This window comes from Rhodococcus sp. 14-2483-1-2 (assembly GCF_002259405.1).
Classification (GTDB): Bacteria; Actinomycetota; Actinomycetes; order Mycobacteriales; family Mycobacteriaceae; genus Rhodococcoides.
The window spans coordinates 117,011-135,160 of the sequence record NZ_NPFW01000007.1 but is presented as its reverse complement, the minus strand read 5'-3'; the positions used below and the strand labels follow the sequence as shown (position 1 = coordinate 135,160).

General features: G+C 65.3%; 16 protein-coding genes and 1 pseudogene. 8 read left to right on the top strand and 9 right to left on the bottom strand.

Going from position 1 to position 18,150, the window contains the following annotated elements:
* Nucleotides 1-65 precede the first annotated feature (65 nt).
* The 4 genes from CH295_RS05340 (at nt 66) to CH295_RS05325 (ending at nt 4,685) form a co-directional block, all read left to right on the top strand.
* Complete coding sequence (locus CH295_RS05340) at nt 66-1,814, top strand: ABC transporter ATP-binding protein (RefSeq protein ID WP_170945760.1); 1,749 nt, start codon at nt 66-68, stop codon at nt 1,812-1,814.
* Nucleotides 1,811-3,559, top strand: coding sequence for an ABC transporter ATP-binding protein (locus tag CH295_RS05335; RefSeq protein WP_094739979.1), 1,749 nt, complete (start codon nt 1,811-1,813; stop codon nt 3,557-3,559). The genes CH295_RS05340 and CH295_RS05335 overlap by 4 nt, the downstream gene beginning before the upstream one ends.
* Nucleotides 3,560-3,628: 69 nt before the next feature.
* Nucleotides 3,629-4,195, top strand: a complete 567-nt coding sequence (locus CH295_RS05330; RefSeq protein WP_094632848.1) for a TetR/AcrR family transcriptional regulator — start codon at nt 3,629-3,631, stop codon at nt 4,193-4,195.
* Nucleotide 4,196: 1 nt separating this feature from the next.
* Nucleotides 4,197-4,685: an FBP domain-containing protein gene (locus CH295_RS05325; RefSeq protein ID WP_094739978.1), complete on the top strand. Its 489-nt coding sequence runs from the start codon at nt 4,197-4,199 to the stop codon at nt 4,683-4,685.
* A gap of 12 nt (nt 4,686-4,697) precedes the next feature.
* Here the strand turns inward: CH295_RS05325 and CH295_RS05320 are convergent.
* Nucleotides 4,698-5,453 (bottom strand): annotated as a pseudogene (locus CH295_RS05320) (NAD(P)H-dependent oxidoreductase); the annotation flags it as partial.
* Nucleotides 5,454-5,524: 71 nt separating this feature from the next.
* On the opposite strand from CH295_RS05320, the gene CH295_RS05315 reads away from it, so the two are divergent.
* Together CH295_RS05315 and CH295_RS05310 are read left to right on the top strand one after the other, a co-directional pair.
* On the top strand, nt 5,525-6,514 hold the full coding sequence (locus CH295_RS05315) for a GlxA family transcriptional regulator (protein ID WP_170945759.1): 990 nt from the start codon (nt 5,525-5,527) through the stop codon (nt 6,512-6,514).
* 70 nt (nt 6,515-6,584) lie between these two features.
* Nucleotides 6,585-7,907, top strand: a complete 1,323-nt coding sequence (locus CH295_RS05310; RefSeq protein ID WP_094739977.1) for an HNH endonuclease signature motif containing protein — start codon at nt 6,585-6,587, stop codon at nt 7,905-7,907.
* 150 nt (nt 7,908-8,057) lie between these two features.
* Here the strand turns inward: CH295_RS05310 and CH295_RS05305 are convergent, their stop codons facing one another.
* The 8 genes from CH295_RS05305 to CH295_RS05270 all read right to left on the bottom strand — a co-directional run bounded on the left by CH295_RS05305 (nt 8,058) and on the right by CH295_RS05270 (nt 16,897).
* Entirely contained in the window at nt 8,058-8,948 is an 891-nt protein-coding gene (locus tag CH295_RS05305; RefSeq protein ID WP_141216958.1) for a trypsin-like serine peptidase, read from the bottom strand.
* Nucleotides 8,949-9,016: 68 nt separating this feature from the next.
* On the bottom strand, nt 9,017-10,225 hold the full coding sequence (locus CH295_RS05300) for a S8 family peptidase (protein WP_094739975.1): 1,209 nt from the start codon (nt 10,223-10,225) through the stop codon (nt 9,017-9,019).
* Nucleotides 10,226-10,312: 87 nt separating this feature from the next.
* Nucleotides 10,313-12,784, bottom strand: coding sequence for a CHAT domain-containing protein (locus CH295_RS05295; RefSeq protein WP_094739974.1), 2,472 nt, complete (start codon nt 12,782-12,784; stop codon nt 10,313-10,315).
* Complete coding sequence (locus CH295_RS05290) at nt 12,781-14,346, bottom strand: S8 family peptidase (RefSeq protein WP_094739973.1); 1,566 nt, start codon at nt 14,344-14,346, stop codon at nt 12,781-12,783. Before CH295_RS05290 ends, CH295_RS05295 begins: the two co-directional genes overlap by 4 nt.
* 14 nt (nt 14,347-14,360) lie before the next feature.
* Nucleotides 14,361-14,846 carry a hypothetical protein gene (locus CH295_RS05285; protein WP_094632855.1) on the bottom strand — a complete coding sequence of 162 codons (486 nt, stop codon included), beginning with the start codon at nt 14,844-14,846 and terminating at the stop codon, nt 14,361-14,363.
* Nucleotides 14,839-15,495, bottom strand: coding sequence for an RNA polymerase sigma factor (locus CH295_RS05280; RefSeq protein ID WP_141216584.1), 657 nt, complete (start codon nt 15,493-15,495; stop codon nt 14,839-14,841). Before CH295_RS05280 ends, CH295_RS05285 begins: the two co-directional genes overlap by 8 nt.
* A 190-nt stretch (nt 15,496-15,685) precedes the next feature.
* Nucleotides 15,686-16,339, bottom strand: a complete 654-nt coding sequence (locus tag CH295_RS05275) for a hypothetical protein (protein ID WP_094632857.1) — start codon at nt 16,337-16,339, stop codon at nt 15,686-15,688.
* A 30-nt stretch (nt 16,340-16,369) separates the two neighbouring features.
* A complete protein-coding gene (locus tag CH295_RS05270; RefSeq protein WP_037194096.1) occupies nt 16,370-16,897 on the bottom strand; it encodes a hypothetical protein in 528 nt (175 codons plus the stop codon).
* A gap of 91 nt (nt 16,898-16,988) precedes the next feature.
* Between CH295_RS05270 and CH295_RS05265 the strand changes: the two genes are divergently transcribed.
* Nucleotides 16,989-17,798 carry an alpha/beta fold hydrolase gene (locus CH295_RS05265; RefSeq protein ID WP_037194098.1) on the top strand — a complete coding sequence of 270 codons (810 nt, stop codon included), beginning with the start codon at nt 16,989-16,991 and terminating at the stop codon, nt 17,796-17,798.
* 90 nt (nt 17,799-17,888) lie between these two features.
* On the top strand, nt 17,889-18,149 hold the full coding sequence (locus tag CH295_RS05260; protein ID WP_008710007.1) for an MbtH family protein: 261 nt from the start codon (nt 17,889-17,891) through the stop codon (nt 18,147-18,149).
* The last annotated feature ends 1 nt before the right edge of the window (nt 18,150 follow it).

The following is an 18,150-nucleotide window of genomic DNA, read 5'->3' as shown; positions in this document are numbered from 1 at the left end:
TTGGACCCGACTCTATGTAAATGTGGCGCCCCATCGCCAGTTCCCGATGCCATAGGCTGCAGCAAATGACCGATTCTGTGCCGCTCCGCCATGCTCGGACAGTGGTGGAGGTGCCTTCTCCGGCCACCGGCTCCGCGATTCTCCGCCGCACCGTACGACGGCATCGCACCCGCCTGATCGTCTCGTCGCTGCTGTTCGGGGTGCATCAACTGTGCGAAACGATGGTCCCGGTGGCCATCGGACTGATCGTCTCGCGGGCCATCGACACCGGTGATGTGACCGCGATGATTCTGTCGTTGGTCGGTCTGGCGGCCTTGTTCGTCACCCTGTCGTACGCGTGGCGGGTCGGTGCCCGCATCATCGTGGTCGCCATCGAGCGGGAGGCGCATCTGGTGCGCGTCGAAGTCGCCGGCCGCGTCCTCGATCCGCGGGGTGTGCGTACCGAGCTGTCGGCAGGAGAGTTGCTGACGGTCTCGACGTCCGACGCCGAGAAGGAGTCCTGGATCCTCGATCTGATCGCCCGGGTCTTCGCGTCGGCCGTGGCGGTCGTCGCCTCGGCAGTGGCGTTGCTGATCATCGATATTCCTCTGGGCCTCGCGGTCGTCATCGGGACGCCGGTCATCCTGATCGCGCTGCAACGCCTCGCTCCGTTGCTCACCCGTGCTGCCACTGCGCAGCAGGCCGAGGTGGCCGGTGTGTCGGGTATGGCCACCGATCTGGTCAGCGGAGTGCGGCCGCTGCGCGGGATCGGTGCCGAGAATGCCGCGACGCAGCGATTCGTGACGTCGAGTCGAACAGCGTTGGCTGCGACTCTCAAGTTGGCTCGCGCGAACAACGTCTATCAGGGCTTGTCGGCGACGGTCAACGCGTTGCTGGCCGTCGGGATCGCCGGTACCGCAGGTTGGTTCGCGCTGCAGGGCCGCATTTCGGTCGGTGAGTTGATCACGGTCATCGGTCTCGCCCAGTTCGTCATCGAACCCCTGACCGGATTGGCGAGGATCCCCGGCGTCGTTGCGATGGTGCGCGGGTCGGCCGACCGGCTCGCCCTCGTGCTCGGTGCGGAACACGTTCTGCCGCAGTCGGACTCCGCGGTGCCCGTCGGGGCCGATCTCGGTGTCGACAACGTCCGGTTCCGTTCCCTCGACGGATTCACCTTCCGCGCAGAACCGGGCGAGATGCTCGGCGTGGTCGCCTACCGGCCCCAGGACGGGGAAGCGCTGGCCACGCTGCTGTCCGGTCAGATCTCCGACGCCGACTACACCGGATCTGTTCGTATCGGCGGCATTGCGGCGGGAGAGATCGATCTTCGACGCGCCCGCGAGACGGTGCTCGTCGAGCCCCACATCACCGACCTGTTCGCGGGCACCGTCCGCAGCAACGTCACCGCCGGGCGGGAGCGGCCCGACGCCGAACTCGACCGAGTTCTCCAGGCATCCGCGGCCACCGACGTCGTCGAATTGCACGATGCCGGTCTCGATCACGCCGTCACCGACCGCGGAGCCAGCCTGTCCGGCGGCCAACGCCAGCGAGTGGCGTTGGCGCGAGCACTGTCGGTCGACGCCCCGGTCCTGGTACTGCACGACCCCACCACCGCTGTCGACGCGGTCACCGAGCACGCCATCGCTCGCGGCATCGCCGAACTCCGGCACACCGAAAGGACATCGCAGACAACGATCCTCATCACCACCAGCCCCGCGCTGCTGTCGGTGACCCATCGCGTTCTCGTCGTCGACGACGGTCGCGTCGTCGCCGAGGGAACGCACCACGATCTCGCGTCCTCGGACGCGCAGTACAAGGACGCGGTGCTGCGATGACCACCCCCGAACTCCTTCCGATCGCCACCGGAGCCCGCTCCGGGAAGTGGCTGCTCGAACAGCTGAAGCTACGACGGGCGCGTACGGCGGTCACGCTGCTCCTCGGCGCAATTGCGGCGGCGATGTCGTTGGTGCCCGTCTACGTGCTCGGTGTTCTGGTCGACCGAGTCCGCGACGGAGCCGACTCGTCGGCGATCATCGGGGTGGTCGTCGTCATCTCGGTGGCCGCGGTTGTCGGCGGCATCGTCACCGGGTTCAGCGGCTATCTCATCAGCAGTCTCGGTGAGGGCATTCTGGCGTCGCTGCGTGAGGCGGTCGTGCGCCGCGCGCTGCATCTGCCGGTGGCCACGCTCGAGCGAGTAGGCAAGGGAGACTTGCTCTCCCGGGTGGGCGACGACGTCGCGGTGATGGCCAAGTCGATCGGTGAGGTCATCCCGCAGCTCGTCGGCGCGTTCCTGCTCGTATGCCTGAGCATGATCACGATGCTCGGCATCGACTGGCGGCTCGGCCTGGCCGGGCTCGTCGCGCTGCCGATGTACGTCCTCGCTCTGCGCTGGTATCTGCCGCGCTCGGCCCCGAAGTACGCGGCCGAACGCGTGGCGATGGGCGAGCGTGCGCAGTCCTTCGTCAGCAGCATGCAGGGCGCGAAAACCGTTCGCGCGTACGGACTCGAGTCGGCGCATCTGAAAGAGATCGATCGGGCGTCGGCGAAGGCCCGCGACATCGGTGTCGACGTGTTCCGCCTGCTCACCCGGTTCGCATCTCGGAACAATCGTGCCGAATGCGTCGGACTGTCGGTGATCCTGTTGGCCGGATTCCTGCTCGTGCGCGGCGATTACGTCACCGTCGGCGAGACGACGGCCGCTGCACTGCTGTTCCACCGACTGTTCAATCCGATCGGGACCCTGCTGTTCACGTTCGACGACATCCAGTCAGCCGGTGCATCGTTGGCTCGACTGGTCGGTGTCATCGACATTCCCGACGAGCGACCCGTGGGCGACGGTTCCGCGCCCGCCGACGCCACCTTGGACGTCACCGATCTGCGACACGAGTACGAGTCCGGCCACGAGGTGCTGCACGGAGTGAACCTCCGGGTCGACGCCGGCGAAACCGTCGCACTCGTCGGTTCCACCGGCGCAGGCAAATCCACGATCGCATCCATCGCGGCCGGTTCGATGGCGTCGACGTCGGGGACGGTTCGTGTCGGGGGTGCATCACTGGATGCGCTGGGCAGCGAAGGGTTGCGGCGGCACGTCGCGATCGTCAGCCAGGAAGTCCACGTGTTCGCCGGCCGGTTGGTCGACGACGTGCTGCTCGCCGCCCCGGATGCCGGTCGCGACGACGTGGAAGCCGCACTGCGCACCGTCGGAGCATGGGCGTGGGTCGAGGCGCTGGACAACGGCCTCGACACTGCCGTCGGCGAGGGTGGACATCAGTTGACCGCGGCTCAGTCGCAGCAGTTGGCCTTGGCGCGACTGGTTCTCGCCGACCCCGCCGTCGCCGTCCTGGACGAGGCCACTGCAGAAGCCGGCAGTTCCGGGGCACGAGACCTCGAAGCCGCGGCCGAGGCAGCGACCAGAGGGCGCAGCACGTTGATCGTCGCGCATCGCCTCACCCAGGCTGCCGCCGCCGACCGTGTGGTGGTTCTCGAACACGGCAGAATTCTGGAACAGGGTCCGCACGAGCAGCTGTTCGCGGCAGGTGGACGATACGCACAGTTGTGGGAGGCGTGGCAGGGTCGCTGATTGCTATAGCAATTTGCCTAATGCCCTTAGGTTTGGTTACGGTGTCCTCGAAAGAACGAGGAGGCCGGCATGGCACGTGCAGGATTGACCGCTCGACGCATCGTGGCGGCGGGAGCGGATCTGGCCGATGAGGTCGGCTTCGATCGCGTCACCGCCAGTGAGGTAGCCAGACGCTTCGACGTCAAGGTGGCAAGCCTGTATTCGCACCTCAAGAACGCGCACGAGTTGAACGTCGGGATAGCGCTGCTAGCGTTGGAGGAACTGGCCGATCGGGTGTCCGAGGCACTGGCGGGTCGAGCAGGAAAAGACGCTCTGGTTGCCGTCGCCAACGCGTATCTCGACTATTCGCGCGAACACCCCGGTCGCTATGCAGCGACGCAGTTTCCGCTCGATCACGAGACTGCTCTTGCAAGTGCGGGAGTGCGTCACTCGGCGATGATGAAAGCGATCCTCCGGGGGTACGACCTCGGTGAAGAGGATCAGGTACATGCAGTTCGATTGCTCGGCAGTGTGTTTCACGGCTACGCCAGCCTCGATGCGTCTGGCTCGTTCGGTCACAGTGCGCCCGACTCGCAGCAGTCCTGGGCTCGCATCCTCGACGGAATCGACACGCTCTTACAGCACTGGAGGCAGTGACATGGAACCGATCTCCGAACGCGACATCAGGTCGTCGTTCGTCAATTCGTCCAAGGGCGACGCCAAGCGGCTCTCGCTTCCCGAGAACATCGACGACGTGCCGTGGGACGATCTCGACTTCTTCGGTTGGGTCGACCCCAAGCTCGCCGGCAGGAGTTATATCGTCGCTCCTTCGGGGGATCGCCTGTGTGGAATCGCGTTGCGCTACAAGCCTGGCGGGCCCAGGAAGGCGCAGATGTGCAGCATCTGCCTCACCACGCACGCCAACGGCGGGGTGTCTCTGATGGCCGCCGCGAAGGCCGGGGAATCCGGCAGGCGTGGCAATACTGTGGGCACCTACATCTGCTCGGACCTCGCGTGCTCGCTGTATGCGCGAAAGAAGAAGACCCCGGCATTGGGCCGACAGTTCAAGGAGGACTTCGATGTCGAGACCCGCACCGCGACAGTCGAAGACAACATCGGAGCGTTCCTCGCTCGCGTCCTCGATTGACCACCTGATGGTGTGTACTCGGATGCCGGTGTCCTCGGGTTCGATGTCATCGCGTAGTACGAATCGCCGGTCGTAGTCGCCGCCGTTTTGCGTGCGGTAGGGGATGGGCGCGTCCGTGGGCAGGCCCTTGACGCGTTGTAGGAGCTCTGATTCTGCTGCAGCGTAATCGGTTTCGGTCATCCGGTCGGCGCTGGCGATCAGGACGGGCGGCAGTACGGACATGCCGGTGTAGAAGAGGATGCCGTGCTGAATCGGGTACAGCATCTCGTGCAGGTCGCCGTTGATGCCGCGTGCTGACACCGTGTGTTCGCTGCCGCCCATGCTGACGACGACCATCGCACGCTTGCCGGCGAGCACGCCGTCGCCGTAACGCCTGGTGCGGCCGTCTGCACGCCTGATGCCGTATCCGAATCCCTCGACGAAGACTCGATCCACCCAGCCTTTCATGATCGCGGGCATCGAGAACCACCACAGCGGAAACTGCAGCACGACGGCATCGGCCCGCAGCAGCTTCTGTTGTTCCGCGGCGATCTCCGGGGCCTGAGTTCCTGCAGCAAAGGCCGATCTCGACGCGTTGGCCACCTGGAATCGCTCGGTCGGATCGTGGTCGTAGTCCTGTGGCTTGACCACCGGATTCCACTTCATTGCATACAGATCCGACTGCTCGACGCTATGGCCGTCGGCGCGAAGTTGTTCCAGGGCTGCGTCACGCAGGGAACCGTTGAGGGAGCGGGCGTCTGGATGGGCATGGACCCACAGGATGTTCATGCTCTCGATCCTTGGCTACGTCGCATTTCGAAACCAGTGGCCTGAAAGACAACATGTGAAAGAATTCGGCCATGACACATCGCATCGCCGTATATGTGCGCGACGGTCTCCTCGCGATGGAGTTGGGCATCGTGCATCGCCTGTTCGGGCAGGCTCGCTCCGACTCCGGCGATGCGCTGTACGAGGTGATCACCTGCACCGACGTACCCGGCCCTGTTCGCACCGACTCCGACATTCGCATACTCGTCGAACGAGGGCTCGAGGCTGTGGCCGAGGCGGACACCGTCATCGTGCCCGCCTCCGACGTCGACTACGAGACCGACCTCGCCGCGGCCTCGGCCCTGTTCGACGCGGTGTCGAGTCAGCGATTGGCGTCCATCTGCACGGGCGCTTTCGTCCTTGCTGCGGCGGGCCGGCTCGACGGCAAACGGGCCACCACGCACTGGAAGTCCGCCGCATGTTTTGCCGAACTGTATCCGCAGGTGCTGCTCGACCCCAACGTGCTCTACACCGAGGACGGCAACGTGTTGACCGCGGCAGGGGAGGCATCGGGAATCGATCTGTGTCTGCACATGATTCGACAGGACTTCGGTGCGGCTGTGGCCAATCGGGTGGCGCGCGGAACCGTCGTACCTCCCCAGCGCAGCGGCGGGCAGGCGCAGTACATCGACACTCCGGTGCCGCGGACGCACAGTACGTCGACGGCCGATGCGCAGGAGTGGGCACTGCGCAATCTGGGGTCGGCCCTGTCGGTGGAGGATCTGGCTCGGCATCAAGCGATGAGTGTGCGGACGTTCTCACGCAGGTTCGTCGCCGAAGTCGGTGTCTCTCCGGCTCGTTGGATCGTGGCGCAGCGTGTCCAGCGGTCGAGGGAGTTGCTCGAGAACACGGACCTGACCATCGAACGGATCGCCCACGACACCGGCTTCGGCACGGCAACCTCATTGCGAAACCAGCTTGCCGCGGAGTTGGGGGTCTCGCCCAGCGCATACCGGGCGACATTCAGGGTGGGCGGTGACGCTCCTATCACACGCCACCGACAGATCTTGGATCTCGAATAGTTCTGCAGGGCAATAGTTTTCGGTTCAACGATGGTTGCCAGTCGAACGCGCGTTCGATACACTTGCTCCCATGACCACGGAGATCTGGCAACTGAGCGAGAGTGAACTCCTCGCCGAATCCGCCGCGGTCTCCCACCAGATCCAGCTGCTCGAAGCCCGGCGGATCGCTCTCGTCGCCGAAATCGACACCCGCGTCTCCCGCGAGAAGCTCGGTTTCCCCGGACCCGCCGGATGGCTGACCTCCACCACCCTGCTGTCCCCCAGCAAAGCGACCAAGATCGTTGCGCTCGCCCGCGGCATGGCTGCGTTTCCCGACATCGCCGACGCCGTGAACACCGGCGTGATGTCCGTCGATCACGCCGCGTTGATCCTCACCTTCGCCGAAACCCCACCGGAGAACCTGCCGGAAGAGGGTCGCGATATGGCCCGCGCCGCCTTGATCAAGGCTGCGACCGGGCCCGACGCTCGTACCGGCCGGATTCGTGCAGCGATCACCAGACTCGAAGACAGCTTCGGCACCAAGAAACCACCCGCCGAGAACACCGACCGCAACGAACTCTTCGCCTCGAAGACCTTGAATGGGCGGCTGGTGTTGAAGGGCGATTTCGATGCTGTCACCGGAGAAAAGCTGCTCACCGCGCTCTCGCCGTTGACCGAACCCCACCCCGCAGCCGACGGCAGCCAAGACGACCGCAGCCCCGCCAAACGCCGAGCCGACGCCTTCGGACACATCCTCGACCAGTACCTCGCCTCGAGTGATCGCCCCATCGAAGGCGGAGAACGCCCGCACGTCAACCTGCACATCCGGTTGCAGGACCTCGCCGATCTTCAGGGTGGGGTTCACGACATCACCGACGACGAGAACACCCGAGCAGCGACCGAACCCAGCAGCAACTGCGATGGAAGCGGGCCTACCGCGGATCGTGGCGCATATCGAGACTTGTTCGGCGACGGCACTTCGGTCGGGTGGCTGCCGTGGATGGGACCGCTGTCCCGCAATACTTCCCGTCAGTTGGCGTGTGATTGTGTCCTCACTGCCATCGTGATGGACGAGAACGGCAACCCGTTGAACCTCGCCCGCACCGCCCGTACCATCACCGCCAAACAACGCACAGCCCTCACCGCCCGCGATCACGGGTGCGCGTTCCCCGGCTGCGGAAAACCCGCCGCCTGGACCGAAGGCCACCACATCTGGCACTGGGGCGACGGCGGCCCCACCGACATGAACAACCTCGTCCTACTGTGCGGCTTCCACCACCGCCTCATCCACCACTCCGATTGGGAAGTGTTCATCGGCACCGACAACCACCCCTGGTTCGTACCACCGGCCACTGTCGACCCGTACCGACAACCGAGACCATCCCACGCCCGCGCAGGCCCCCACATCGCCTGAAATCCAGGAAGACTCCAGCCCCGCACCGAAAACACGGTGCGGGGCTGGAAGAGGTTGTCCACGAGGCCGATCAGAGCTGATCGAGTGCTGGATCACGAGCCGGCGCATCATCCGGACCGGATCTCCCAGCAACCCGAGCCAACGTGTGGACTACGGACGCCAGTTCGCCAGACCGTAGTTGACGAGATCGACCATGGGGCTTCCGGCGGCGTACACGAGTCGCGTCGGGTCGAGACCGTCCTTCTCCGTTCCGCTCAGCACACCGACGGCATAGGGGTTGGCGGTGTGCTGCCAGAGCGGACCGCCGGACCAACCCGGTCCGAGGTCTGCGCGCAACGCGAACTCGAGTTCGCGGCCCGGACTGTCGTCGTCGATGTCGCGGATCCCCATGTCCAACTCGACGGCCGGTCGCTGACCGTAGCTGCCCGGATACCCCGACGAGACGTAACGCTTGTTGTAGTACTGATCTTCGCTGCCGAACGACGCAGTACCCATCCACCCGAGCGCGGAGCCCAGGGGCTTGAACAACTTGCAGATCGCGTAATCGTGCCCGGTCACATTGTCGTTCGTGTTGTAGCCGCGGTATGTCTGGACGTACGAACTTCCATACGGGCGGTTGCCGTTCCGGAAGGCGGGGACGAACTCCATGCTCCACGAGCTCGCGCCCCACGGTGCGACGTGGCCGGCAGTCAGGAGCAAGTTCGGCCCCACGAGTACACCGCTACCCCGCCTGCCTGCGCTGGTGAACACGATCCCGACCGTGCACATCGGGTAGAGAAGAGGGTTGGGTTCCTCGTGCACCAGTGGTTCGAGAAACGTCTCTCCTTCCACGGAGAACGACTGCACGACAGTGGGATCGGCGTGCGTTGCCCATGTGGGGCAGTAGGGCTCGGTGGACGACGAGTGGGCTGCTGCCGGTGCGTCGGCAGGGTCGAGTTCGACCTGGTGTTGTCCGGGAAGTACCTGTAGTAGCTCCAGGACATCGTCGGGAACGCCGCTGCGATCGAGCATGTATCCAGTCGAACGGATGGTACTGGTCATGATGATCCTCCGAAAGGTGTGACACGAGCATGGGTGTGAGGGTGCGTATCGAAAGAAGGTGGAGCGAGTCAGGACTGCGGTGCCTGAACCAGACCCGCACCGACGTCGAGGGGATCGAAGCCCGGCGCGAGTGGGTCGCAGGTCGCGTCGCCGATGATCTTGGCCTGGAGTACGAGGGGACTCAGTTGCCCTTGCGTTCGGAGCTTTTCGGCCCAGAGAGCCGCCACGCCCGCGACGTGCGGTGTGGCCATACTGGTTCCGCTCATGGTGGTGGTACCGCCGCCGAGCCCAGCACTCTCGATTCCGACGCCCGGAGCGGAAACCGTTGCCCGAGTGTTCGAGAACGGTGCGACGACGAATCCGTCCGCGCTGCTGTCGAGTGCGCCGACGGCGATGATGCCGGCCGCGGCGGCCGGTGGTGAGACGTTGATTTCGTACGGCGGGTTGGCATGCCGACCGCTTTCGTTTCCGGTGGCGGCAACGACGAGTGGTTGTCCGAGACCGGCGTTGAGGAACTCGGAGAGCTTCTCGAAGAGTCTGACGTTGGCGGTATAGGCCTGCAGGCCTACCGATGTGGCGACGTCGGTGCGGTAGCCGCGCTGGTGAATCAGGTAGTTCACGTAGCCGGGGAAGTCGATGCCGAGGGACATGGAGATGACGTGTGCTCCGTTGTCGCGGGCCCAGATCATGGCTTGGGTGAGGATGTCGGTGCCACCGCCGTCGGCCCCGAGTACTTTGCCGATCAGAGCGCGGTTCACACCGCTGGCAACACCGATTCGCTTCGAGTTCAGATCGCGTCCGAAGATCGTTCCAGCGCAGTGTGTTCCGTGTCCATGCTTGTCGATGACGCTGCCGTCCCCGGTGAAGTCCCGGGTGATCAGCTCTACGCCGGAGAAGGCCGCATGAGTCGAGTCGATGCCGGTGTCGAGTACGGCGACGGTGATCCCGGACCCTGTGTACGGCGAGGTCGTTGCTCCGACCGCGTCGACACCCCACGTCGTGGCGGCGACACCTGATCGGTGGAGTCGTGGCGTCGGCACGGGCTCTATCAGTGTCATCGGCAACGACGGGCAGAAGCCGACGACGGTGGGGTCGTTCGCGATCGTGCGCATCGTCGACTTGCTGACCTTGCTGTCGATGTCGATCGTGATGCCCGCGGTTGCTTCTGCCGACATCGCAACCGGACCGGCGTCGAGATCTCGCATGGCCGGTCGCGCTGGAGCGCGGAGGATTATCAGCCGCTCCTCCGTGAACGGGTCTGTCAGTCTGGTGGACATATCCACTCCTCGGTGATGGGCGTTCGGGTGTGTACGACCATCAGGAGCGCCGGACCACGTCGCTGATACATCACTCGATGATGTTGTTCACCAGGCATTTCCGTAACACAGTGCGGCGACACCCAGGTCTGGCGATTCCGGAGCACAACCGCGCAGCGTGGCCAGCGCATCGCCTGGGGTCTCGCCGCCCGCTATTCTTCGGTGCAGGGATGGGAAGAATTCAGCGGCACGTTCGTCGTCGATGTTCGCGGGAGCAGCGATAACGCATCGTGCACCGGCGTGCAGCCAGGCACGCGCCATGCCGAGCGCATCGAATTCACCGGCCGCACGACCCATTTCGCAGGCGGACACGACCACGAGCGACGGCACCGACGCGAGCTGGGTGACGTCGTGGCCGAACCACGGGCCGTCGGTCAGGGCGATCGACGAGAACAGTGGATGTTCGCGCGAATAGCCCCCGTGTGCGCTGACGTGGAGGATGTTCGACCCTTCGGCGAGATCGGACGCAGCAACGGTGGTGGCATCGGCACCGGTGACGATCCGTGACCGACCCTCCCAGGCCTGCGCAACGTCTCTGGCCTCCCGTTCGCCGTGTTCTGTGCCCGGCCCGCACACCACGCCTACCGGTGCCCGAGTGCCGGCCTCGGACGAACTACCGATCCACCATTGCACCGACACCGCAACCGACAGAGAACGAGCCGCGAGGCCGGGGAGTAGGCCCCACGGAATACCGCCGAGCACACCGGGCACCGTCAACAGGATTCGGCGAGGCATCGAATCGGCCAGGACCGGCACGACCAACAGTCGATCGAGAGCAGCCAGCCGCCTGGTCAGTGACCTCTCGACGGACGTGCGCAGGCGAGAGCCCCGACGCGCGGCGGCCACGTCGAGATCTGCTGGGAGACCGGACAGTTCCCGGGCGATGTCGGTCCACGGTCCGAGGTCGAACGTGGCCGGGGTGCCCGCGGACACCACCATGGCGACCACCCTGTCGCCGAGCCACGAATACGTGATCAGCGCCGCGTCCGATTCCGTCAGTGCCCGCTGGGCATCGACGACACCGGGCCGCGACAGGGAGGTCGCCGAGGACGACGATCCACGCCAGCCGAGATCTCGCACCTGTTCGCGGAGTTCGACGCGACGCCGGTGGGCCTCGGCGTCGTCGGAGTCACGGAGCGAACGGATTTCGGCAAGTGCGCCGACCATCTCGTCGTCGCGGGGCGCGCGCACAGGATTCCAGGCGGCTGCTGCACCGCGAGCTCGTTCGGACCAGTCGAATATTCGCTCCGGATCCTGCGTCTCCCACGCCGCGTTGAGCCCCTGAAGGACCACATCGGTGGCCACACGCTGGGTTGCCACCTGCATTCCGAGATTGCCGAAGTGCGTTTGCCATTCGACGAATTCGTCCATCGCCTGTGCCGCATGGGTCAGGGCGTCGGAGGGTCGTCCGCGGGTGCGTTCGAGTGCCGACCGAACACGGGCAGCGAGTAGGCGGGTCGACACCGGCGCATCGGTGCGAACTTCGATGTCTGCGGTGTACCGTTCGGCCCGGTCGATGTCGGAGTCCAGAAAGCTCAGTGCTACATGCAGTTTCAGCTCGGTCGAGTGCGCTGTCAAGTGGCGCTCGTCGAGGCGATCCAGCAGCTCGAGGGTACTGGCGGGAACACCGTTCGGGAGATCACCGTGCAGCCGAATTCGAGCGGCAACGGCATCTGCTCGTACGGCCGAGCCGTCACTTCCGTGTTCGCGAAAGTGCTGTGCTGCTGCGGCTGCGAGAGACGCGGCGCGGTCGAAGTCCTCGTCGGCGAGAATGCGAGCGAGCAGCAGTTCCGCCTCGGCGCGGGTGTGCCACTGTGTGGAATCCTCGACCAGTTTCAGTACTTGTTCCAGAGTGTCGACCGCGTCGCCGATCATTCCTGCGGCCTCGAGAACCTCGGCGCGGTCCAGGTCGCAGATTGCCCTGTGTGCGGACGAGAGATGGCGCAACGTCTCTCGGGCCGTGTTCATTCGATCGAGCGCGCCCGCGAGGTCACCGGCCAATAGATCGACGTAGCCGCGATTGTGTGCCACCTTCGCTTGCTCGACGACATCTCCGACACGAGCGAACAACTCCATCGCTGCATCGAGGTCGACGGCAGCTTCGGGCAACTGCCGCCGTCGAAGGTGCAGGTAGCCGCGGTTGATCAGCACTCGGCCGCAGGCTGCGGGGTGATCGACCAATGCTTCGGCGGCAGTACCGAAGAGCGGCAGGGCTGCGTCGTCGTTGCCTGCCCGAACCTCGAGTGCCCCGAGGCGACCGAGCAGGATCGCCCTGCCGATCGGGCCGAGTCGGACGACGCCAGATTCGTCGTCGCGCAGTGCGGATCGGCAGATGTCGAACCCGCCTGTCAGATCACCCGTTTCGCTCATCACCCACGCGGTGGCCGACACGACCTCGGCTCGCATGCGACCGTCGGGCAGGTGCTCGCGAGCCCGCGCCAGTAGCTGCCGGGCCTCGTCGTGGCGTCCGGCGCTGATGAGCGACTGGGCTCGCTCCACCAACTCTCGTGGAGAGTTCACCGTGGGGTGTTTCGTCTCGATCGGATCGATTTGGAGTGGAGCGCATCGTTCTCGGCGGTGATCGCTGCTCGGACGCGGTCGACCGCGTCGCGGGCGGCGGCGATGCGGTCGTCGCCGGTGCGAAGGGAGACGGATTCGATGAGCGCCGCAGCGATTCGACCGGCGACGATCGGGGCCGCGAACGACGTGCCACTCCACACGCCGAATCCGCCGAGGAAGTCGTCGGGGTCCAACGTTTCGCGTGCCTGCGTGGATCCGGCTGCCTGCCGTCGCGCCAACGGTGTTGCTCCGGCGTCGAACTCCGGCATCGTGCTGACCACTGCGGCACCGCAGACCCACGTGTCGACCCACCGACCGGTGTTGCTGAACAGCGCCTGGGTGCCGTTGGGGTTCTGCGCGCCCACCGAGATCACCGGGGCCCACGATCGTTCGTCCGGATCGAGGGAGAACGCCGCGGGGTAGCAGGGCCTGTTCGTTGCGTCGTTTCCGGCCGAGGCCACCACGACGACACCTGTTCGACGAAGCGCGGCAAGGACGTCGCGGATCGAGGACGTGAAGCCGGGCTCCTCCTCGTGATAGAAGCCGAGCGACAGATTGAGCACGTCGACGTGGTTCGCCTCGTCTGCTCGAACGTACTCGAGCAATGCGCTCAGAGCAGCGAGAACATCTGCCTCGTAGACGATTCCGTCCGCGTGGAGCACCCTGGCGGTGAGGATGTCCGCGTCCGGTGCCTCCTGATGGACGAGTCCGGTGATGAACGTGCCGTGACCGACGACCGGATCCATCTGCCCGTCCAGCGGACCCAACAGATCCGGGTGGACCTCCGGGTCGGTGGCGGGATCGTCGATTCCGATGGTGGGGTTCTGATCGACACCCTTGGCGACGAAACCGAGCCAATCGTGGGCACCGCAGCCGGTGTCGAGTATCGCGACGCGGACTCGTCGACCGTCGATTCGATCATCCGGATGTCGCACCGGTGCCGGGCCGACGTAGGCGACGGGCATCCGGCCGCCGGCTCCGGGGACCGCATAGATTCCGGCGGGGGAGCCGCCGGACATGAAGGGAGACATGAACGGTGACATGAAGGGGCTCATGAACGGGCTCATGAACGGAGACATGAACGGGGCCAGCGAAGTTCCGATCGCGAGAACATGTTCGAGCTGCACGTCGACCGGGGCGTCGTCGGATCGGGTGGCTCGGAACGTGCGGACGAATGCCGCAGCGTCGACGGTCGGTGCCACCGAATCCCCGGTGGCCACGAGAAAGACGCGTTCGACGATCCGCTCGGACTCGGCGTCCTCGTCGTTGACATCCGGGTAGCGAACCGAGATCGGCAGCCGATCGTCACGCGAGCCTCTGTCGAGCAGCCAGCCGAAATGTCCGGCCACCTCGGCGAGAACGTCTGTGGAATCGCGGTTTTCGGTGGAACTGTACGACACCAGAACGGTGTCGCGCACGTACAGCGTCGGGCTCTGGGAACCGATGTCGTCCGGGTTGCCCGGCATGCCGACCGCCACCCGAGGAATCCGCTTCCAGCTCTCCACCGGCTCGTCATTCGTCATTGTCGTCGGCCTTCCTACCACTGTCGATGAGGGGTCTGGATCAGCTGTGTGCTGTCGGAGAACGAAAACCGAAGCCGCCAGGGGCTTTCGCGGATGCCGGAGAACTCGAATCGGCCGGCGTCGTCGACGTGCGTCGTGCGGTCACCGTCGTCGGCGACGAGGGTGACGAACGTACCCGTGGGGATATCGGCGTCCTCGATCGTCAGCCAGCCGTCGATTCGTCCGGTCGTGGACGACTCCGGGGCGACCCGCACCAGCAGTGCGATGGCCCCCAGTTCGAACTCGAGGGTCTTGGCGTCCGAGGCTGCTCGGACCCCGGCAAGGTCGTCGGACATCACCAGGTGCATCTCCGCCCATTCGGACTCCACACCGGCCGCCGCGACGAACGCCACCAGATCGTCGGCGAGCCCCGGCGGTGGGGGATCGGCCTCCTGCCACATTCGGCCCAGCCGTTCGAGAATTGCCGAGTCGGCCGACCGAGGGCTGCTCTCTTCAGACACCGGTCACTCCCTGCTGTTCGAGGTCGGCACGCAAGGCGTCGAGGCACCGGCGGCGGATCACACCGACACTGCCGACCGCGAGTCCCAGGTCCGCGGCGAGCGACTTGTAGTCGGTCAGCTCGAGGCTGGCCGCAACGCGCGCCAGCCGTTGGCATCTGGCCGACAATCTGCTCACCGCCAGCCACAGCACCTGGGTATCGGACACCTGCAGAGCCTCGATTTCGGCAGAGGAACCTGGTTCGGGCTCGGGCACTCGGGCCGGGTCGAGCGCCACCGAACGTCTGTCGCGGCCCACCACACGCCACGATTCGCGACGCGCGGAGACCACGAGCCAGTGGCCGACGGCTCTGTTGTCACGCACCGAATCGGGACAACGGACGAGGGTCAGCCAGACCGTCTGCAGGACGTCCCGTGCTTGTTCTTCGTCGGTTCCTGCTGCTCGGACGACCTGCCAGAGGACCGGCGTGAGGAGTCGAACCAACTGCTCGAACCGGGCGGCATCGCCTCGGTCACGCCAGTCCCCGAACAGATCGCCTGCAGTGGCCCACAGCAGTCGATCGTCGGTCGGCTCGTCGTGTTCGGCGCTCGTCTCGGTCAGGGCAGCGCTGCACTCCATGGGACCCCCGTCCCTGGCTTCTACTACGGTCACATTGCACAGGAGTGCGATGGTGCTCTATTGATACACCTGTCCGCGGACCAGCGCTTGTTTTCGGTCGATCTCGAGAAGTGTTGTGAGAGAAGCAAATTAGAGGTGCTAACTGCGGACGTCGTCGGACAACGAAGATCGCCCCACCGAATCATCGATGGGGCGACCGTGGTGTCGATTCGGAAGCTGAGCGTCAGTCCTTGTTCTTCTCCGCGATGAACAGCTTCTCGATGCGCTCCGCCTCGTCCTTCTTGGCGGCGGCCTCGTCGGAACGCTCAGCGGCCTCGGCCAATTCGGCCTCGGACGGCGCGGCGGCCAGCTTCTCCTGCTTGTCGACCTGAGCCTGCTGGGCCTTCTTGCGATCCTCGGCGGCCTTCGCGGTGGCCGCGGCCTGCTCGTCGGCCTTCTTCTTGTCCGCAGCAGCCTTGCGCTCGGCTTCCTCCGCGGCTTCGCGTTTGCGTCGCTCGGCCTCCTGGCGGGCGTCACGTGCGGCTTCCTGGGCAGCGGCGTCGGCTGCGCGGCGATCCTTCTCGGCGGTCTCGCGAGCCACCTTCAGTTCGTCGTCGGCCGCGGTCTTCTTGGCCCGAGCCTCGGCGTCCAAGCGGGCTGCCTCGGCACGGTTCTCGGTGCTGTCGACGAGAGTCTCCCCGCGGTCGGCGAGGTTCTTGTCTCCCAACAGGTTTCCGACGGCACGGTCGAGTGATCCGAGCGTGTGCTCGTACACCAGCCGGGCGGGTGCTTCGGCATTCATCTTCTCGACCACATTGGTCTCGATGAGCTGCAACGGAATTCGAGCGATCTTGTACTGAATGCGAAGGATGGTCAGTGGTATGGCTAAAACGCTCATGTAGCGAAACTCCTGGTATGCGGTAGTGGGTCAGGCCTGATTGCGGAGCTCTTCGGCCTTCTTGCGATCGGCCTCGGCCTGCCGAAGTGCTTCCTGATGCTTCTGTGCGGCCACCATCTCGTCGGAGTCCGCGGCGGCCTGCTCGATGCGCCGGTCCTCGTCGGCCTCGATCTGCTCGGCGGTCGCGTCGACCTCCGCGGCAGCGCGCTCCTGTGCGACGGCCTCTCGCTTGTTCTGTTCGGCCGCGACCACCTGTGTCTCGCGAACTCGATCTGCCTGCGCCTCGGTCACCGCGGCATTTTCCTCCGCGGCCTCCCTGCGACTCTCGGCCGCAGTGCGCACGTCGGCCAGTTCCTCGGCGGCTTCGGTGGCCTGCGCCTCGGCGACCCGCTCCGTGGCCTGTGCTTCCTTGTGTTCACGGGCCTGAGCGGCCTGCAATTGGCCCTCGGCTGTCAACGAGTCGTTGCCGGTCACCGCGCCGACGACCTCTTTGGCCTTGCCCTTGATTCCGTCGAGCAATCCCTTGCGTGCTTCGCCCGCTACGTTCTCGTCAGTCATGTAACCCAGGTACCCACTGGCTGTTCGAGTAACCCCGCGCCCGGCCCGAACGATACGATCCCCGACGAACGCATCAGGAGTGAGGAGACGTATGCCTATCGCCAAGATCAACGGCATCGACGTGAACTACCAGGTCAAGGGCAGTGGAGACCTGGTAGTTCTGATCATGGGCACCGGCAGCCCCGGTCGCGTGTGGGAGCTGCATCAGGTGCCCGCTCTCACAGCAGCGGGTTACCGGGTGTGCACGTTCGACAATCGCGGCATCGCTCCGTCGTCGGAGAGCACGCACGGCATCACCATGGAAGACATGGTCGCCGACACCGCCGGCCTGATCGAGCTCGTCCGCAACGGCGACGAGAAGGCCTACGTCGTCGGAACGTCGATGGGCTCACGCGTCGCGCAGGAGCTTGCGCTGAGCAGACCCGACCTCGTGCGTAAAGCAGTGTTCCTCGCCGGCCACGCCCGCGTCGACGAGTTCCAGAAGACTCTCGCCCACGGCGAACGAGCGCTGTACGACAAGCGCGTCGAGCTTCCCGGCACCTACTCGGCTGCGGTGACTGCGGTGATGAACCTGTCGCCTGCAACGTTGCGTGACGCGCGCGGGGCACGCGACTGGCTGGACCTGTTCGAGTTCTCTGCCTCCTCGCCGTCCGCCGGAGTGCGCGCTCAGCTCGGCATGGAGGACGATTTCGATCGAACTGCGGCCTACCGCGGCGTGGCGGTGCCGTGCCTGTCGGTCGGGTTCGCCGACGATCGAATGATCCCGCCGTACTTGGGCAAGGAGTTGGCCGACGCCATTCCCGGTGCCCGGTACGTGGAGATAGCGGACGCCGGGCACTACGGATATCTCGAGCGTCCCGAGGCGGTCAATGCGGAACTGCTCGGCTTTCTCGAGGCCTGACGCCACCAAGGCCCGACCTGCGTTGCTAGGGTCGTGTGGCACCTCACGGTGCAGACTTACCAATCAAACGTTCGCGACGAGTGAGGCGAGATGAGTACCAACCCGTTCGATGACGAAGACGGACGCTTCTTCGTGCTGGTCAACGACGAAGACCAGCATTCGCTGTGGCCGACGTTCTCCGAGGTCCCCCAGGGATGGCGTGTCGTCTTCGGTGAAGACACCCGCGCCGCGTGCTTGGAGTACGTCGAGAAGAACTGGACCGACATGCGTCCGCGCAGCCTGCGTGAGGCCATGGAGGCCGACGCTGCTGCACGCGCATCCGCTGAGGGAACCCCCAGCACAGAGGCCTGAG

Excerpts from the sequence above, each read along its gene's own strand:
- CH295_RS05315 (WP_170945759.1), top strand. The coding sequence starts at position 5,525 with ATGACACATCGCATCGCCGTATATGTGCGCGACGGTCTCCTCGCGATG.
- CH295_RS05275 (WP_094632857.1), bottom strand. The coding sequence starts at position 16,339 with ATGAGCGTTTTAGCCATACCACTGACCATCCTTCGCATTCAGTACAAG.
- CH295_RS05300 (WP_094739975.1), bottom strand. The coding sequence starts at position 10,225 with ATGTCCACCAGACTGACAGACCCGTTCACGGAGGAGCGGCTGATAATC.
- CH295_RS05340 (WP_170945760.1), top strand. The coding sequence starts at position 66 with ATGACCGATTCTGTGCCGCTCCGCCATGCTCGGACAGTGGTGGAGGTG.
- CH295_RS05330 (WP_094632848.1), top strand. The coding sequence starts at position 3,629 with ATGGCACGTGCAGGATTGACCGCTCGACGCATCGTGGCGGCGGGAGCG.
- CH295_RS05335 (WP_094739979.1), top strand. The coding sequence starts at position 1,811 with ATGACCACCCCCGAACTCCTTCCGATCGCCACCGGAGCCCGCTCCGGG.
- CH295_RS05265 (WP_037194098.1), top strand. The coding sequence starts at position 16,989 with ATGCCTATCGCCAAGATCAACGGCATCGACGTGAACTACCAGGTCAAG.
- CH295_RS05310 (WP_094739977.1), top strand. The coding sequence starts at position 6,585 with ATGACCACGGAGATCTGGCAACTGAGCGAGAGTGAACTCCTCGCCGAA.
- CH295_RS05325 (WP_094739978.1), top strand. The coding sequence starts at position 4,197 with ATGGAACCGATCTCCGAACGCGACATCAGGTCGTCGTTCGTCAATTCG.
- CH295_RS05305 (WP_141216958.1), bottom strand. The coding sequence starts at position 8,948 with ATGACCAGTACCATCCGTTCGACTGGATACATGCTCGATCGCAGCGGC.
- CH295_RS05270 (WP_037194096.1), bottom strand. The coding sequence starts at position 16,897 with ATGACTGACGAGAACGTAGCGGGCGAAGCACGCAAGGGATTGCTCGAC.
- CH295_RS05260 (WP_008710007.1), top strand. The coding sequence starts at position 17,889 with ATGAGTACCAACCCGTTCGATGACGAAGACGGACGCTTCTTCGTGCTG.
- CH295_RS05290 (WP_094739973.1), bottom strand. The coding sequence starts at position 14,346 with ATGACGAATGACGAGCCGGTGGAGAGCTGGAAGCGGATTCCTCGGGTG.